15 protein-coding genes are annotated in these 16,563 nt (G+C 45.9%); 4 read left to right on the forward strand and 11 right to left on the reverse strand.

What is annotated here, in order from left to right:
- Positions 1-48: 48 nt before the first annotated feature.
- Positions 49-2,988 carry a TIGR02921 family PEP-CTERM protein gene (locus QUA20_RS19160; RefSeq protein ID WP_333190650.1) on the reverse strand — a complete coding sequence of 980 codons (2,940 nt, stop codon included), beginning with the start codon at positions 2,986-2,988 and terminating at the stop codon, positions 49-51.
- Entirely contained in the window at positions 2,966-4,522 is a 1,557-nt protein-coding gene (xrtO, locus tag QUA20_RS19165) for an exosortase O (RefSeq protein WP_445304688.1), read from the reverse strand. The genes QUA20_RS19160 and xrtO overlap by 23 nt, the downstream gene beginning before the upstream one ends.
- 157 nt (positions 4,523-4,679) lie before the next feature.
- On the opposite strand from xrtO, the gene smpB reads away from it, so the two are divergent.
- The 3 genes from smpB (at position 4,680) to QUA20_RS19185 (ending at position 6,805) form a co-directional block, all read left to right on the forward strand.
- Positions 4,680-5,147: an SsrA-binding protein SmpB gene (smpB, locus tag QUA20_RS19175; RefSeq protein ID WP_006631384.1), complete on the forward strand. Its 468-nt coding sequence runs from the start codon at positions 4,680-4,682 to the stop codon at positions 5,145-5,147.
- 744 nt (positions 5,148-5,891) lie between these two features.
- A complete protein-coding gene (locus QUA20_RS19180; RefSeq protein ID WP_333190652.1) occupies positions 5,892-6,578 on the forward strand; it encodes a tetratricopeptide repeat protein in 687 nt (228 codons plus the stop codon).
- Positions 6,575-6,805, forward strand: coding sequence for an Osc7112_2153 family protein (locus QUA20_RS19185; protein ID WP_246276700.1), 231 nt, complete (start codon positions 6,575-6,577; stop codon positions 6,803-6,805). The genes QUA20_RS19180 and QUA20_RS19185 overlap by 4 nt, the downstream gene beginning before the upstream one ends.
- Positions 6,806-7,085: 280 nt before the next feature.
- On the opposite strand, the gene QUA20_RS19190 is transcribed toward QUA20_RS19185, so the two are convergent.
- From QUA20_RS19190 to QUA20_RS19230, 9 genes are all read right to left on the reverse strand, one after another.
- Complete coding sequence (locus QUA20_RS19190; protein WP_333190653.1) at positions 7,086-8,549, reverse strand: IctB family putative bicarbonate transporter; 1,464 nt, start codon at positions 8,547-8,549, stop codon at positions 7,086-7,088.
- 135 nt (positions 8,550-8,684) lie between these two features.
- Positions 8,685-8,816: a hypothetical protein gene (locus tag QUA20_RS19195; RefSeq protein ID WP_333190654.1), complete on the reverse strand. Its 132-nt coding sequence runs from the start codon at positions 8,814-8,816 to the stop codon at positions 8,685-8,687.
- Positions 8,791-9,675: a sensor histidine kinase gene (locus QUA20_RS19200; protein ID WP_172186747.1), complete on the reverse strand. Its 885-nt coding sequence runs from the start codon at positions 9,673-9,675 to the stop codon at positions 8,791-8,793. Before QUA20_RS19200 ends, QUA20_RS19195 begins: the two co-directional genes overlap by 26 nt.
- 178 nt (positions 9,676-9,853) lie before the next feature.
- Positions 9,854-11,296 carry a 1-acyl-sn-glycerol-3-phosphate acyltransferase gene (locus tag QUA20_RS19205; RefSeq protein WP_333190656.1) on the reverse strand — a complete coding sequence of 481 codons (1,443 nt, stop codon included), beginning with the start codon at positions 11,294-11,296 and terminating at the stop codon, positions 9,854-9,856.
- Positions 11,297-11,863: 567 nt separating this feature from the next.
- On the reverse strand, positions 11,864-13,870 hold the full coding sequence (locus QUA20_RS19210; protein WP_333190658.1) for a ribonuclease R family protein: 2,007 nt from the start codon (positions 13,868-13,870) through the stop codon (positions 11,864-11,866).
- A gap of 316 nt (positions 13,871-14,186) precedes the next feature.
- Positions 14,187-14,402, reverse strand: a complete 216-nt coding sequence (rpsR, locus tag QUA20_RS19215; RefSeq protein ID WP_006631377.1) for a 30S ribosomal protein S18 — start codon at positions 14,400-14,402, stop codon at positions 14,187-14,189.
- 288 nt (positions 14,403-14,690) lie between these two features.
- Positions 14,691-14,879 carry a 50S ribosomal protein L33 gene (gene rpmG / locus QUA20_RS19220; RefSeq protein ID WP_172186750.1) on the reverse strand — a complete coding sequence of 63 codons (189 nt, stop codon included), beginning with the start codon at positions 14,877-14,879 and terminating at the stop codon, positions 14,691-14,693.
- A gap of 38 nt (positions 14,880-14,917) precedes the next feature.
- Entirely contained in the window at positions 14,918-15,451 is a 534-nt protein-coding gene (locus tag QUA20_RS19225; RefSeq protein ID WP_333190659.1) for an RDD family protein, read from the reverse strand.
- 106 nt (positions 15,452-15,557) lie between these two features.
- Complete coding sequence (locus QUA20_RS19230) at positions 15,558-15,800, reverse strand: DUF7219 family protein (protein WP_333190660.1); 243 nt, start codon at positions 15,798-15,800, stop codon at positions 15,558-15,560.
- A gap of 364 nt (positions 15,801-16,164) precedes the next feature.
- Between QUA20_RS19230 and QUA20_RS19235 the strand changes: the two genes are divergently transcribed.
- Entirely contained in the window at positions 16,165-16,428 is a 264-nt protein-coding gene (locus tag QUA20_RS19235; protein WP_333190661.1) for a hypothetical protein, read from the forward strand.
- Positions 16,429-16,563: the final 135 nt, after the last annotated feature.

Genomic DNA, 16,563 nt, shown 5'->3' on the forward strand with positions numbered 1-16,563 from the left:
ACACGGCAATGCCGTGTCCGGCCCGGGGATCTGCGACTTTTAATACTTTCAACCTACCGCTTTCGCGCGCCGCTGGCGGAAGAAAACCGCCAAAAGTCCGATCGCACCTACCGCCAACAGCAGCCATTCTTCTGGTTCAGGAACCCCCGAAACATTCAGAGGATTATTCGGCTTAGTTAACTCCTCCTTACCCGATTCTACTTCTCTGTCAAATCGATCGCTCTTAGCTTCCGCTGCTTTTAGCTGCTGCCTTTGCGCGTCATTAACTAACACAATCATCGAAGAATAAGGAGTCACCACTTTGAAATTTTTAGCTACTGCGTGCATCGCATCCAGTTGCGTCAATTGAGTTGAACTTTTCTGCTTGCTAAGTGCAGTTATCAACTGCCGCGCAGCTATCGGTTTAAAGCCTTCATTGCCGGCATTTTTTGACTCTGCAACTGCCGCCGATTTGGCGGTTTTTTTCGGCTGCGGGGTTTTGGCATAACTCCAAACATAGCCGTCAACAACGCTAACTGTAGATTTGCCCGAAGCGGCTGTCGTCGCCACTCGCTGCATCGCCTCTTTGATATCTGTAGAAACTCCGCCACCGCTATCTTGAATAACCTTTAAAGTTGAGTCGTCGTAGCCTGGGGGCAAACCTCCCAAATGCACTGTCCACAGCGGTGCAGAGATGGAAAGTTTAGGTTGGCGATCGTCTGACAATTCGTAACTGTGGCGATCGCTCACCACAAATACAGTATCGTAAATTTTATCGCCCCGCAACTGTGCAAATTGTTGCAGCATATCTTTGAGCTGGATCGTACCGTAAAACGTCACCTTTGCTGCATCGAAATTGCGTACATTTTCCACCAAGTTAGGCGGCATTCCCGCAGCGCTGGCGACATACAAATCAACAGCATTTTTGTCTGCTGCATTAGCTTTCAACCATTCAAAAGTATCTTTTACTGGCTTATTTTCCGCCGCCATGCTGCGGGAAGTATCGAGAATCACTGCAAACTTTTTGCCTTGCGGTAGCGAGTAATTTGCATCAGCCAGCGGCTTAGCAGAAATGATATTTCCTCCCGGTAGAATCGCCTGCTGCGCTGTTAGCGGTTGCTGTGCGACTGCGGGCAAAAAGGGTGGCAGCCAAGTTTCTCTTCCTTCTTTCCCGCTGTATTTTACCTCTTTTCCGGCGATCGTGCGGCGCGTATTTTGGTTCCAAAAAATGTTGCGTTTCTCAGCCAAAACAGGCATAGCCCAACCCTGCGGCTGGCGCATGACTTTATAAGTAAGCCACAGGTTCATCTCCATTGGCGCGTCAGTTTGCGTTCCCGAAAACTCTCGTTTAACCGGAATTGGAAAAGCCCGCAAGCGGTATTGTTTCGGGCCAATTTGTTCTAGCAAAGCCGGATCGACCCTTTCTACCACCTGCTGGTTGTAAACTTGCTGGGCGGCACCGCGAGGCGATACAGTAAATGCAAAACGCTTTTTCAAATCCTTAGTATCTCCCAGCCAAATTCCTGTCACTGCGGCGCTTTCCGGCAAGGAAAAGTAGTAAAATACTTCTTGCAAGTTTGTTGTTTGATTTTTGTAAACTTCGTAGAGTTCAACATCAGCCCAATCGCCGTTTTCTTTGACTGTAACTTCTTGCGACTGCAACCATACTTTTTCCTCATTGACATTCAGCAAACCAGCTTTAGCTTCTTCTCGGTTAAATGTTGACTGCACCGCGTGTTTTACGGCTTCTGTGTCACCTTTCTGAAGTTCCGTATCGAAGAATTCGCCGTAGAGTTTTTCAGCTTTTTTAACATCTGCACTAGAACCTTTATACAAAAACGGCGACATTAAAAAATTATAGCTGTTCTGCACAGTTTGAGCCGCTCCGTCAGGCAAGTTCAAACTATTTTTGTATATCTCATAAATGTGGTTGTTTTCTCCTACAGTGCTGAGGTAGCGGTAAGGGGACAAATAAGCGTTAACTAAGCCCGATCGAATCATATCAGACTTGGCTAATAAAGTTTGGCGAACCGTGTCATTTGCGGGGGGACTCGCCAGCATTTTCAGTGCTGCAACTTGGGGCTGCTGCTGCTGCAAAGCAAAGAAAATAGCCAGCCAAGCTGCTATGACTCCCAAACTTCCGATTAGCGCTTTATTTTTCCCGTATTGTCCAGCAAAACTCTGCCATATTTTCCGCCCGGAATGAATGTAGAGAAAGCCGTACAGCGAAGGCATGACAACAAACAAGCTACAGGTTAAACCAAAGAATATCAAGGATAGCGCTATCCAAGTTAAACCCAAGCTTAAAACCGATATCCACGCCCCGTCTCTAAACATATCCCAAAAAGGTGATACCCATGTAAATTTGAAAAATTCAATGACTAAAGCGAAGAATCCATAAAGTGTAAAAAATGCCACAGGTACAGCGTAATACATCAGCAATGTTGCCGCCCAAATGCCAACTACTAGCATTAAACTGTGGCATCCTAATTGCAGCCACGCACTTCCCTTGTCTGCGCTTAAGCTTAAAAAACGAGGCTGTTTATTATCGAAATTCTGGGAATATGAAATATTTTGAATATATGAAATATTTTGAACATTTTCTCTTTTACCCAGATATCCGTACAGCATTTCCACTGAAAAGGCTGCAATGCACAAAACAATAGTAGCGATGATTATAGAACTAGCTGGGGTGAGTTCTCGCAGCAGGAACAAGCGGAGCAAACACAGCAAAAATAGCGGTGCTTCTACGCCGTAAAACCAACGCATTAGCTCTAGGGGTTGCTGCCTAAAACGCCTAGAGCCTACTACAGTACATACAGTGGGTACTGCGATCGTAGCGGCCATCGTCAAAGTAAATTCTAGGGGGATGATGCCATCGATTGTCGCCATAATTAATGGCACTCCTATAATCGGCAAAATTCCCAAGTAAACAATAGATAAAAAAGTCAAATTCCAAAACCAAAAAATTTTTAAAAAAATTCCATCAAATACTTGTTTTATTTTCATTTATTTCTCTTTGTAAGCTTTGTTTAACGCTATCGTGTACATTGCTAGCTAACTTTTTTACTTCTTGATTTTCTGGTTGTAGCGAACTGTCAAATAAAATGGAAACTAGCACCCAATCGTGATTGTTTTTAGTGAGATCGCTGCCGATACGGGACAAGAAGTTATCTGTAGTTAACTGTGCAGATTGCAGCCAGTATACTGCTGATAATTGATTGTTGTTGAGAGACAGCCACCGGGCTGTTACTGAAGGAGTTAATTGTTTTTTTTCTATGCGGTTGACGGGAATTCCGCTCACTACAAAACACAACTCGGGGGCGTGATAAGTTTGCCAGGATGTGCTCGCTACTGTGAGCATGGAACCGCGCAAGTTGCCGGCGACAAATCTGATTTTTTGTGTTTGCGTGTCCGGATAGTTGCCAAAGAATTTTTGTTCGCTAGCATTCAGGGGAATCGACTCTGATTTAATATATTCAGGCAATCTTAAAGGTGCGATCGCCATTTTTGGCGTTTCTACATGAGACAGTTGAGCAATTACTGCCAAAACTGTGACTGCTGCTATTATTCCTGCTTTGGCTAAAGGGTGGTTTTCGAGTATTTCTGAGTTGGGTTTGGCAGAAATCTCGCTGGTTTTTTGGGGCTGAAATTTCGGTACTCGTTGCAGCATTAACCAGGTCACAAAACAAGCACATACTAAACCCACAATTCCCAGGGAAACGTGAATAATTTCTGCTAATTTTTGCTGCTTAAACACTTCTGAAACCAGGACTAACACGGCAACCCGCGCCGCGTTAGCCGACACTAACATTAAGAGATTAGCAACGCCGACGGCTAGCCATCTTAAACTCAATTTACGTCCTTCCAGCCAGGTAGCAGCTAGCAAAAATAGCGTTCCGACTAATAGGGTTTTAATGCCGCTACAAGGCACGTCAACGTGAGCGATTCCGTTTTCCAAAAGGATAATATCGTAAGAAGAAATAGCCGCAACGTGCAGCATTGAGAGCAACTGTTCTACTACCTGAGCAGTCAGCACTCGCGCCGGCAAACCTAATGCGCTATTAAACTGACTGTTGAATGGTAAAATACAAGCCAGCAAGCCCGCAACTGGCAAGTTTTTTTGCCAAAAGTTCGGCTCCACCAATAAGCCGCACAGCCCGTAAGTTCCGAGGATAAATAGCAGGACAGTAATTTGTTTGATATCAATTATGCACTGAAGGGCGATCGAGCAAATACCCGCACCCAACATCAACAGCAGCGGATATCGCCTCAAAACCAAATTTGGCGAAAATCCAGGCGGGCGATCCTCTTCGAGGGCTGCGCTAACGCAGTTCCCAATCGATCGCACTACTAATGCTACAATCAAAAAAGCAATTACTATCTTGTACAGTGTGGGTATCTCAACAAGCGAGGATAACAGCCACTTAACTGCCGAGATATTAGCCCAAAACCAAGCAAGCGCTAACAAAAAAGGAGCCAGCCAAACCAAATTAACCCCTGAATTGGGACTGACAGCATCTGGAAGGTCAGAATTGGGAATATTGGTGCGCTACATGATACCGCTTGACATTCACGTTGGTGACATCTTAGCTCAGCAAAATTGGTAATGCCTAGACCGATTATTTAAGTTTTGTCAAGTTTCGATTTTCTCTACAGAGGAGCTAGCGTTATAATAATTAATTTTAGCGGAGGTAAAAATGAGCGAAAAAAGCCCAGGATACAAAATTGTTAGCGATAACCGACAAGCACGTCATCTCTATGAAATTATAGAGACATATCAGGTAGGCATCGAGTTGAAGGGAACCGAAGTCAAATCAATTCGTGAAGGAAAAGCCAATTTGCGGGACGGATATGGCTTAGTTCGGAACGGCGAACTGTGGCTGATTAACGTTCACATTTCGCCCTGGAGAAGTGCTAGCAACTATTTTAATCACGAACCCCGCCGCACTCGTAAATTGCTGATGCACAAGCAGGAAATCCGCAAATTGATAGGCAAAGTCGAAGAAAAAGGTTTGACTTTAGTGCCGTTAAAAATGTATTTGAAAGGCGGCTGGGTAAAACTTGATATCGGTTTGGGAAAAGGGAAAAAACTGTACGACAAGCGCGAAGATTTGAAGAAACGCGAAGACAAGCGGGATATGGAAAGAGCCATGAAGCAATTTTAGTCATTAGTCATTACTCATTAGTCATTAATCATTAGACATCTCCGGAAAAGAAACTAAAACCTTTGCTACTCTAAGGTTTAAATTTCATTTTTGGAGATGTTTATTAGTCAGGAGTCATTAGTGATTAATGATTGGTGATTGCTGATTAGTGATTGATTATTTTAAGTCTAGTTCGGTTAATTACTCATCATAAAATTTTTCGATATCCCCGTTGAGAATTTTGAGGACTTCCGTGGTCACTATCAACTTAATTAGAGTTATTCCACCGAAATCCATCTTAAAGCAGATTGCAAGTTGATGAAATACACCCCCCATCGAGCAATCTCTCTAGGAGCAAAGCATTGCCGTGTCACTACTGTACTTCATAAACCTGCGTGCTGTATCTCCTAATACAGTCGCATACTGTCGATCGACAGACCGCTGCCTAAGTATTATTACTTAGGAAAGGGGAACAGTTCTACCTTCTTCCTGCTTCCCCCTGCTTTTTTTCTGAAAATATCCGGATAGCTTGTGGAGCATCATGAAAGATTAACCTATGCTCGAATACATCTAGGTAGTGGGAGCATTACCCAAGCATTCGGCTGTGGACTTGCAAGCTCTTATGAGAAATGGGCTCAAGCCTGAGTCCTTTCCTAAGATTATGATGCCATTAGGGTGGCAATTAAATCTGGCAAACAAAATATAGCCCAACTCTCAGGTTAAAATATGCTAAAAATGAGACCATTAGCTAACATTTTCAATGTTATGAAAGAGCCAGCAAAAAAGCATCACACCTCGAAGTGGGGAGCCTTCTTGGTGATGCTAGCAGTAGGCTTTGGTGGCTGGCAAATTGGGTTGCCGGAACTGGCATCATTTTTTAATAATATTGCCTTTGAAAACTACAAAGCCAATAGATTGGCTGATACTCAACAAGCCTATGAGTTAGCACTTTCTGTCGATCCCAAAAGCCGCACAGCTCTTTACAATTTGGGATGGCTTTGCGAAGAGGTGCAAGATTTACAGTGCGCTCGAGGAAAATATCTGCAAGCTGCAAAACTCGGTCTGCCAGCAGCTTACAGCAATCTAGCTCGCTTGTATATAATCGATCAAAAAAACTCTGCTGCTGCCGTTCACTTGCTGTGGCAAGGTTTGAAATTAGCTGAGGACGATCAAGTAAAATATTCTTTACTCAAAAACTTGGGGTGGGCGCGCCTCGAACAGGGTCGATATTCAGAGGCATTGCAACATCTGGATGCAGCGATTAAACTTGATAGTGAAAGACCAGCAACTTACTGCTTAAAAGCGCAAGTCCTAGAAAAGATGAAAAACACGAAGGAAGCGCTACCGCAGTGGAAAATTTGTCTAAAGTATGCGGATTCTCAAGAATTCGATGAGGATATATGGATAGGAATGGCACGTCAACGATTAAACGAGGAAAAAACAAATAAATGAAACGCACAGTTTTGTTTTCATCAACCATACTGGCAATTATAACGGTACTGGAGCTAAGTCAAGCCTCAACAGCACTGCCAACTCCTTCGACTGTTAAAATTACAGTTAATGAATCAGTCGAAACGCCGTTCGACTTCAATCAATCGACGTGGCGGCGGTGCAGAGATAGAGATGGTGGAAAGTATCCGTGCCCAAGATTCGTCATGCCTTCGGATAGCGCAGAATAAGAGTTATTTTCAATAAATTTTGTAGAGTGTACTCTGAGCACTTTACAGCAACAGGTATGTAGTATGTAGTAGTATGGATGGTGCGCAGTGCGCACCTGATAGCATTTGAGATTTGAGATTAAATAATTGAAGAATTGGAAACAACTTAATGACTATAATGGTTTGCAGCTTGCATAAAGCTGCATTCTTTTTTTGAACTGGTATAACTATTAATAATCCCTGTGTCCGCTGTTGCTGGAATTCGTACCGGGCGGGGAGAAAACCCCGCCAGCAATTCTATCTAGTCGTCCTCCGTCAAGGCTGAACCTTGCTGCTGCTGGTGCGAGTTGCTGTAAAAACTAGCGATAATCGCTACCATCAACCACCAAAGCATATTAACTTCCGGCCGGTACCAAACTGTATCCACAAAACCGTGGGCCATCATGCCGGCTAAAGTTGCGATCGCCCCAATCAACCAAAACCCCTGACTCGATTTTAGATTTTGGATTTTAGATTTTGGATTTCGGGATTCTTCCTCTAAATTAGAAATCTTAAATTGTGAATCCCGCAGATTTTTTATCTGCAACAAACCTTGATTGACGGTGACTGTCATCAGCCAAAGGAAAGATATTAAACCGATAAAACCGGTTTCTACTGCAATTTCCAGCAGCACGGAATAAGCGCTCAAAGCAGTAAATCTTGGCTTCATATAAAGCGGATAAACTTTATTAAAAGCAGTGTTTCCCGGCCCAATTCCGAGAATTGGTCGATCGCGAATCATGTCAACCACCGCCGTCCAAACATTAATCCGAAAATTGTTGCTGCTGTCACCTCGTCCGATAAACATACTCGAAACTCGATCGCGCAGCGGCTCCACTAAAGCCACTCCCAAAATTAACGCCCCAGCCAAACCTCCTAACCCTAACGGCAGGGCCCAAGTTCGCCAGAACCGAGGCATCAAAGGACTGTACCAATACCAAAGCAGCACTAAAAATACCACAAGCAGAGCCACAAAACCGATCCAAGCACCCCGGCTGTCCGTGTAGCGCAAACACGCGCAATTCACCACCAGCATAGTCAACGCTAAAAATTTTGTTCCCCATCCTTTCCACACAAAAAGTGCGGCGGCGCTCAATGCAATGGCCGGCAGTAAATAGGAACCAAGCAAGTTAGGATTTCCCAGAAAGCTGTAAACTCGCGTGACATTGGCTTGAATAGAAGTCGGATCGTTCCAAGTAGCTAATGGCGGCACTTTGTCAATCCACTGCCGCACGCCGTAGAAACTGACAACTAGAGCGACGTTCAAAAATACGGCAATTAACCACGATCGCCAACGGGGCGATCGCAATATCCGAGCCATCAGCGCAAAAAACAGCAAATACAGCGTTAGCTTGCTCCAACCAGTAAAAGCGGCAGCTTTCACTGGCGACATCGCGGTTGCGACGGTGGCAATGCCCCAGTACAGCAGAACCAACAAGTGAATGGGCGTCAAGGCGATCGCGCGATCGTCCGAAACAGTCAGCAGCACCCAAAATGCAGCGCCAGCCGCCATCAACACTCCCACCAAGGCATTGTTCACAAATGGCGCCAAACCGAAAGTCAAGGCCAGCAAAACAAAACCCAGGGGTTCTGCCCACTGCATCAGCCAGCTACTCTGCCGCCAACTGCGCAAAGAGCCGATCGCTAAATTTAATAAATAACTTCCACTTTGCCACTGAGAGAGCGGCAAATTTGCCAGACTTAACTGTTGCCAAACTGAATTCATTGCTATTTTAGATTTGTACTTGGTAATCGGTAATTGGTAATTGGGAATTGTAATTGGGAATTGGTAATCGGGAATTGGTAATCGGGAATTGGTAATTGAAAAAAGTTGAGTTATTTTTCTTCCTTCTTTCAGCAGTTACGTCCTGTACACTGCCTCTTCCTTCTTCCTTCTTCCCTCTTCCTTCTTCCCTCTTCCTTCTTCCCTCTTCCTTCTTCCTTCTTCCTTCTTCCTTCTTCCTTCTTTAGCCTTCCAACAATTCCGTAGCATTGGTGCAGGGGAGCCAGAGCACGTAGCGATATCCAGATTCCGGGGCCCCTTGAATCGAAAGTTGACCGCCTTGAATTTCCACCAATTGGCAGCAAAGCAGCAGCCCCAAGCGTTCCCTGGCCCCGTAACCAGCTAACACCGGTGCGGTATCCTCGGCATTCTGGGCCACCAAACCCGCCAACTCAGAAAACGCCAGCGTTAATCGCTGCGAACCCTGTGTCGGGAGTTGCGGTTCTCCGGGGGAGTCGGTTTCGGAGTTCGATGGCGAACCGCTACCCGATCCGACCTTCAACAAGTAGTCGGTGTAGAGTTTAGCATGGGGCAAACTTTCTCCCAACCAAGGATGAAAAACCCAAACTCCGATGTTGATACCGTCTTCTTTCCGAGAAACGTGGACTCGAATCACGCTGCCTGCCCCAGCAGATTGAATAATGCTAAAAATTAAGTGGTGCAGCATTTGCTGAACCTTATCTTTATCGACCAACCAGATGCGCGGCCCGGGCCCCATCGACAAATTAATTTCTTGCTCTCGCCTACTTGCCGCCGGCAACAAGATTGTCACAACCTGCTGGCACAAAGTTTCTATATCGACTGCGGTTCGCTTCAACGTGAAAGCGGAATCATCTAGTTCTGCCAGTTCCAAAATTTCTTCAACTAGCGATCGCAAAGATCGGCTGCTGTCTTGGATCACATCAATATATTCTTTTTGTTTGCTCGTTAAGGGGCCATAAATTTCTTGTTTCAACACGCTTGCCATGCCGAGAACAGAAGTGAGCGGTGTGAGCAATTCCTGCGCTAAATAATTCAGCAGTTTTACCTTAATTGAGTTAGTAGACAAATCGATAGGTTGGTTAGTCATTGGTATTTTTTATTGGTTCATTGTCGAGCGAGCGTTGGCGGTTCATTAGACCTATTCCAAAAGTCTATAGCAATGTGTTTACACTTCACAAAAGAAAAAGGTATGAAAGAAAAATATATATTCCTTCTTCCCTCGAACCTCTTCCTTCTTCCCTCGAACATCTTCCCGATCAGACTAATTAAGATTTAATCATTCTTTCTAAAGCTGATTGCAAGTCTTGAGTGAGTTCGGCCACTGCTAACCTGCGGCTGGTTTGATATCCCTCCCAGCGATCGCCCACTGATATCGGTTCGCCCACGGTCATTTGTACTTGCTGTTTGCCCAACTTCGGTCGGCCGAAAGGATTTCCCCCTTTGATGCGAGCCAGTACGTCCCACAGCAGTAAAGTTGTTTCTGCCAAACGTTCTGCTGTCAGCTTTTCTTCGACGTACCTACCCGTGACGGACACGAAACTTTCTACAAGTCTCATGTGCCACATCCGAAGACTTGCTTCTTCAGCGAGGCGATCGGCTAATCCTCTTTCTAAGGGAGAAAGTGCTGCAATATTTTTGATATCTTCTCGATAAATATAGTCCCAGCCTGCTTGTTCCAGACGGCGGCAGCGGTCTATTAAACTGCCTTTTGGCTTTAAATTAAAATATTCTTCTGCTACTTGCAAAGCCACGTCTAACAGTGCTTTCAGTCGAGCGATCATTACTTCATTGCCCGAATCGTTTGCAGTTTTTTCTGGGAGCGATAACGATGTTAAAATAGATGTTTGTGGCTGTAATGTTTTATGATAAAAACGGCTGTAAAACTCTTCCATCACTGCTAGCAAATGACCGCCCAGTCGGATAAGACGCAGATATTGGAATTTGTGATTAGGGTTTTCGGAATCGGGATTGGCGGTCTCTAAGTTGGCGATCTCGGTGCGATCTAAGGGTGGCAGTCCGCAATCAATTTCTAATTGAGTTAAAAGTTTTTCTAGGGGTTGCCAAGGTGGGTTGACATAGCGGTATTGAATGCCGATCGGCACAATTAAAACTTTTTCAGTGCGTCCGGCTTTTAGCAAATCTTCAACGCACCAGAAGCCCATTTGAGCAATTCCCGGTTCGAGGGGGCTAACTATCTCATTGTGACCGTTGGTGGCGCCTTCTGGGGCGGCGGCGATCGGGAATTGGCTGTTGGCAAATAAATTGCGGCCAGATCGCAATCCGAGGCGATCGATTTTTCCGCGAACAATCGGAGTGCCGCCGAGGTGGGAATACAACCAGCCGACGCCCGCACCGGCCCACAGGGGAATGCCGCGATCGTAGATAAAGTGGGAATGTACCGGGAATTTTAGGGGAATGCCTTTTGCCCGCGCCGCCTGGGGAACGAGTTTCCAAATTAGTTGTCCCAAACAGTACGGATCGTCTGAGTTGGGGTGGCGGAAGGCTAGCAAGAAGCGAACTTTCTGATTTTGAAATTGGTGGAATAGTTCGGCGAGGGTTTCGACGTTTTCGGCTTGGATGTGGCTGATATTCGTCCGAAATCGCAGCCACCAGGGGAGTATTTGCTTACAACCTTGCATCACTAGCGGGTTGTAGGCTGGGGGTACGAATTCCAGCGGCGGCTGAACTTGGCTAATTGAATTGGGCATTTTGCGATTTTAAATTTTAAATTTTAGATTTTAGATTACTAGGCTGCGGTAAAAACTTCCAATTTTTACAATGCTGAAGTTTTTTTTATTAACCGCAGAGCACGCAGTGGACACACAGGAAGAGAGGAGATAACAAAGCGTGTCAACTTAACGTCAAAAGTATTACCCGTCTTGGATCGGATATCATGTCCAATCGATCGACCACAATATTTTGGTCGGGGCGGGTTTACGGGATTTCTGGGTGATATTACAGATCGGGGGTGAACCCGCCCCGACAAGAATTACGATTATTTTACAGGACTAGATATGAACGCATCATCTTTTTTACCCCCCTGCCGTTGACAAGGGGGATGCGAGGGGGTCAATCGATTTTAGATTTTAGATTTTAGATTTTAGATTTTAGTCGGATACAGCTTTTTTATTTCTCCACGGATGAATCCGGGGGCTTGTATCCTGGATGCTTTCGGTCAGAAACTCGACTAAAAACGAGATTTATCCTCAGTTTCAGCCTTCAACGCAGATTTTTGCAATTTAAAATCTAAAATCTAAAATCTAAAATCTAAAATCCTATTGTGCGGCTTCAAAGATCATTTCTTGGAAGTTAATGACATCCGATCGCGGATCGCAGTGGGTGACTTTGACTTCCAGCCGATCGCCTATGGCGACCGATCGACCAAATCGCATTGCCAATTCTAAACCCAACTCTTCCAATAAAATCAATCCGAGATTGCTGTCTTCCCTCAACCAGCGCAGCATTAAAGCTTCCCAAACTTCGTCTGGGTTGCGCCGCAAATATTCCAATCCCCAATAGCGGTTAGTTTGGCGTTCGACAGTGGATGCTTCTTTAACTGCGGTGCCGAGACACATCACAATGTCCTGTATTTCTTCAGCCGTAAAAGGGAGGGGTTCGCCCCGCAGGTGGGCTTTGATTTGGAAGTGAGTCAGCAAGTCGGTATAGCGGCGGATCGGGGAAGTAACTTGAGTGTATAATTCCAAACCCAAGCCGGCGTGGCGTCCGGGGGTCAAACCCATTTCGCTGCGGGGCATACAGCGGCGCACGGCGCAAGCGCGGGCGGGGCCTGCAGGCACGGCCAGCAGTTCTTCATCGGGAGGGAGTTCGGGCTGTGGCTGATAGCGGTATGGTATGGGCAGGCTGTGAGCTTGACCGTAGCGGGCGGCTAGTTCGCCTGCTAAAATCATCATTTCGGCTACTAGCATCCGGGCTGTGGAGTCGTCGATGACGTGGATTTTGATGTCGTCGCCGTTGACTTTGATGACGGATTCGGGCATGAAAATGCTGATTGCCCCTTGGGCTTCCCGCCATTTTTGCCGCAGTTTTGCCGCTTGTGCGATCGCTGCTATTTCCGGTTCTGCTTCGATTCCCAACTCCAGCATTTCGTCTACGTCATCGTAAGTCAAGCGGTAGGTTGGTTTGATGGTGCTGATGTGGATGCTGTAATCTTGAGCCGCGCCGATTTCGTCTAAGGTGACGCTGAAGCTGAGCGCGCTGCACTCTTTACCTTGAATTAAACTCATCGGCCCGGTTGCCAAAGCTGGGGGAAACATGGGAATCATTCCCGTGGGCAAGTAAACCGTAGTGGTGCGCTTTCTGGCTTCGAGGTCGAGTTCGTCTCCGGGGGAAAGCAGGCGGGTGGGATCGGCGATGTGTATCCAGAGTCGCTGCTGGCCGTTTTCGAGGAATTCTAAGCTGAGGCCGTCGTCGATTTCGGTGGTGCTTTCGTCGTCGATCGTGTAAACCTTGAGGTGAGTTAAATCGAGACGATTTGTGTCGGAGTCGGTGGGGGGATTTTCTAGGCAGCGTTGGGCCACTTCTAATACCTTTGCGGAGAATTGTAGGGGAATTTGGCTGCGCCGCAAAAACAGGTTTTCGTGGGTACTCCAGAGGCCGAGATCGACTAGGAGTCCAAAGGCTGCTTCGGAGTTTTCGGAGCGTTCTAAGCTGGCTAAAGTTTCTAAAGCCGGGGTGCGGTGCGTTGCTTCTTCTCCGAGGAGGGCAAAGCGTTCTAGGGCGTCGAGGCGAGTTCGATCGCTGTGTTCCCAATCTACATTTTTTCCTGCCAGCCGCTGTTTGACTCGAGCCCAAAATCCTTGGGATTCTTGGTGTCGCTGCTGTTCTACTTCTTGCTGGTGTTTGATTTCGGCTACTTGGGCGGCAGGTCGCGGTTCGTAGCGATCGCCCTTTTGTTTGAAATACAATTTATCTGTTGATAGCAAACAGTAAGCCGCGTAACACTGGGCCGCACTGCGTTCGGAAAATAACAGCATTGCCAGGGATTCGGGATCTGTCGTTTCTCCGTCGCCGACTAGGAGTTCCCAAGCTACTTCCAAACTCGACGGATCTGAGTAGGCTTCTACTTCTTTGAGAAATTTGGGAATGTCGGAGGGTTTGTAAGTTTCTCCGACTGCTTCGTAGCTGATTTGTTTGGGCGGTATGCTGTGCGGTTGACCGTTTTCGTCTACCACGATCCAGTTTTTCTTGCCGTCGGGGCGATCGGCAACTGCCAGACGGCGGTCGCCGTGCACTCTAAATTCTACTAAGGTTCCCTTCTCCACTTGCCAGCTTTATATTTGAGATTTTGGATTTTTACAGTAGCCACTTATCGAGTTTCGAGCTTGCGATTTTAGATTTTGGATCTTGGCAATTTTTATGGTCAATTGTGACAGTTAAAATCTAATAAAAAGTTGTTCTTTTTCTTTCTTATTTTTTAACTTTTGACTTTGGATTAAGACTTGCGCTGCGGCGACTCTCAACCCTATTTCGCGATTACTTCGCTGCATTCTTGCTGCACTCTTAATAGCAGAAAGACGTTGTTTTCGCGCAAGTCTTAATTCCCAGTCCAAAATCTAAAACCCAAAATCCCAAATCCTGTTAACCTTCTTGGTTTACGAAGGGCATCAAAGCTACAATTCTTGCTCTTTTGATGCTTCTGGTCAGGTCTCGCTGCTGTTTTGCCGTCAAACCGGTAATCCGGCGGGGCAAAATTTTACCGCGTTCTGTGACGTATTTTTTGAGCAAATCGACATCTTTGTAGTCGATCGGGTCTCCTGGTTTGATGGGCGAAACGCGCCGGCGAAAGTAAGTCATGGTTTGTTGTTTGTTGACTGTTGACTGTTGACTGTTGACTGTTAGTTTTTAGTTATTAGCCGTTAGTTGCTAGCCGTCAGGAAAGCATTTGTTAGTTATCTGCTTTTTGTGGGTGAGTCGATTTTAGATTTTAGATTTACTCCACAAATGAATCTGGGAGCTTGAACCTTCATCTAAAATTTTGCGCTCTCCACTCAGGATTGTCGGGGGCTTTTACCCGTTTTTGAGCGGGTTCAATATCGATTGCCAACGACTGATGACTGATGACTAAGGACTAATGACTAATCACTACTTGATCTCTTTGTGGGCAGTGTGCCTGTTGCAATGGGGGCAGAACTTTTTGAGTTCCAGCCGCGCCGTCGTGTTGCGGCGGTTCTTGGTGGTGGTGTACCGAGACACGCCTTTTGAGCGTTTGCTTACGTTTGTACGGCACTCAGTACACTCTAGAGTAATTATGATGCGGACGCCTTTAGCCATAATTCTAAATAAATTTCGACTAATTTAAACACAATTTATTATCTTCTCACATTGCTCTGCACTTGGTCAAGCAATCTTCTAACTTTGATGTCTAGGGAGTAGCCGCGGCGGGTTCCGACGACGATCGTCCCGCCGATGCGATCGTGGAAAGCTTGGGGAAACCTTTCGGCGGAGGTGAGGGCAACGCTACAGTCGATCGCCAGGGGCAGCATCAGCAGCAAGACGGCGGCGTTGGTAGATGTGAGCCCAGCTATACCTGCGAAGGCTAAGCCAGCGCAAATGCCCAGCAATGCCTCGCGCTTGCACAGTTCTTGCACTCCGGGAGTCCGTTGGAATCGGGTATCGGCAATTTTCATGTCTAAAGCCCAGCGCCCGAGACTTTGACCTTTGTTTTTCCTGACGATGGCTACCCGCATTATCAGCCACAGCAGGACAAAAAATATGGTTTGGACGATCGCATTAGTGCCCAGAAGCAAACTGGGCAGCCAAACTGCGATTCCGTCGATGCAGAGGGCCGCGGCGCGGCGGCCGACGGATACTTTGGGAAGGAGAGGAACTAGGTCGGAACTCATAGGCAAAAAGGTCGATCGCCACTAGCAACTTTTTCATCTTAAGCTGTGGAATAATCGATCGGCATCTATGGCGCATAACTCAACTTCCAAGCCAACCGCTAATTATTTAAGCTGAAAATGGATTTTCGCCAATTCCCAACTGCGTTTTCGACTTTTCCACCTGTTCCCACAGTGTTTGGATCTGAGTAAATGCCTGTTCTACAGAGATTTTACCGTTAGATGTCAAGGAAGTGATGTAACCCACTCGCTGAGAAAACTCTTGTAAATTCGCATTAAATACCACATTCTCTGGCTTTACTTCACCGTAATAGCGATTTTGAGGATATAAAAAATTTGAATTTGCTACCATTGCTTTAACCTCGGATGAAAATTTGTTTTCTGAACTTATCAAGATTATTATAAACCGCGCTTCCCTTCTAAAGTTGTGCTGTAAGTAGCCAAAATCATGTGATATTTTGGGAGCTTTTTTGTGATGGCAATTACACCGAGAGATGAGGGCGACAAAAACCTAAGTAAATTCACGTCGTATAAAACTTACCCATACGGGGTCAAGAATCAGGTTTCTGGGTTAAGGTTTATAACTTCCGATTAGGCGTCAAAACGTGGTTTGTGTTCGTCCAAGACTGACTTATTATAATAAGTGACAAAAACTCCGAAAGTGGATATGATTATTGCCGACATAAATAGTTATACTTTTAAAAGGAAACTGCGTAATGTCTCCCAATGCGCGATCGCCTCATCTCAAACCCCGGCTAAGGCAAGTGTTAATCCGACTTGCCATCGCCGTAATTGCTGCTGTTATCGCCTTCAACATTCCTCACTCCTTAATTCCCGTGTTTAAAGAATCCGTATCCGAAGCAACGCCGCCGCCAGAAATCCAGAAGGTGCTCGCCGGCCGGCGCAAAATTGTGACAGTGGGCGACAGCATCACCGAGGCAAGAAAATACCCCGGAGGTTACGTTGTCTGTGAGTGCTAAGTTTGAATAGTAACACCTGCTTTTGGTCAAGCAGGGAGTGCTGGAATCCCTAAGCTTTTATAGCAATCCTAAATCATTATCATGATTGTGATACAATTATATGCAATACTTGATTGTGACCATAAAAAAATGAAT

The sequence above is a fragment of the Microcoleus sp. Pol7_A1 genome (genome assembly GCF_036701085.1).
GTDB classification, from domain to species: domain Bacteria; phylum Cyanobacteriota; class Cyanobacteriia; order Cyanobacteriales; family Microcoleaceae; genus Microcoleus; species Microcoleus asticus.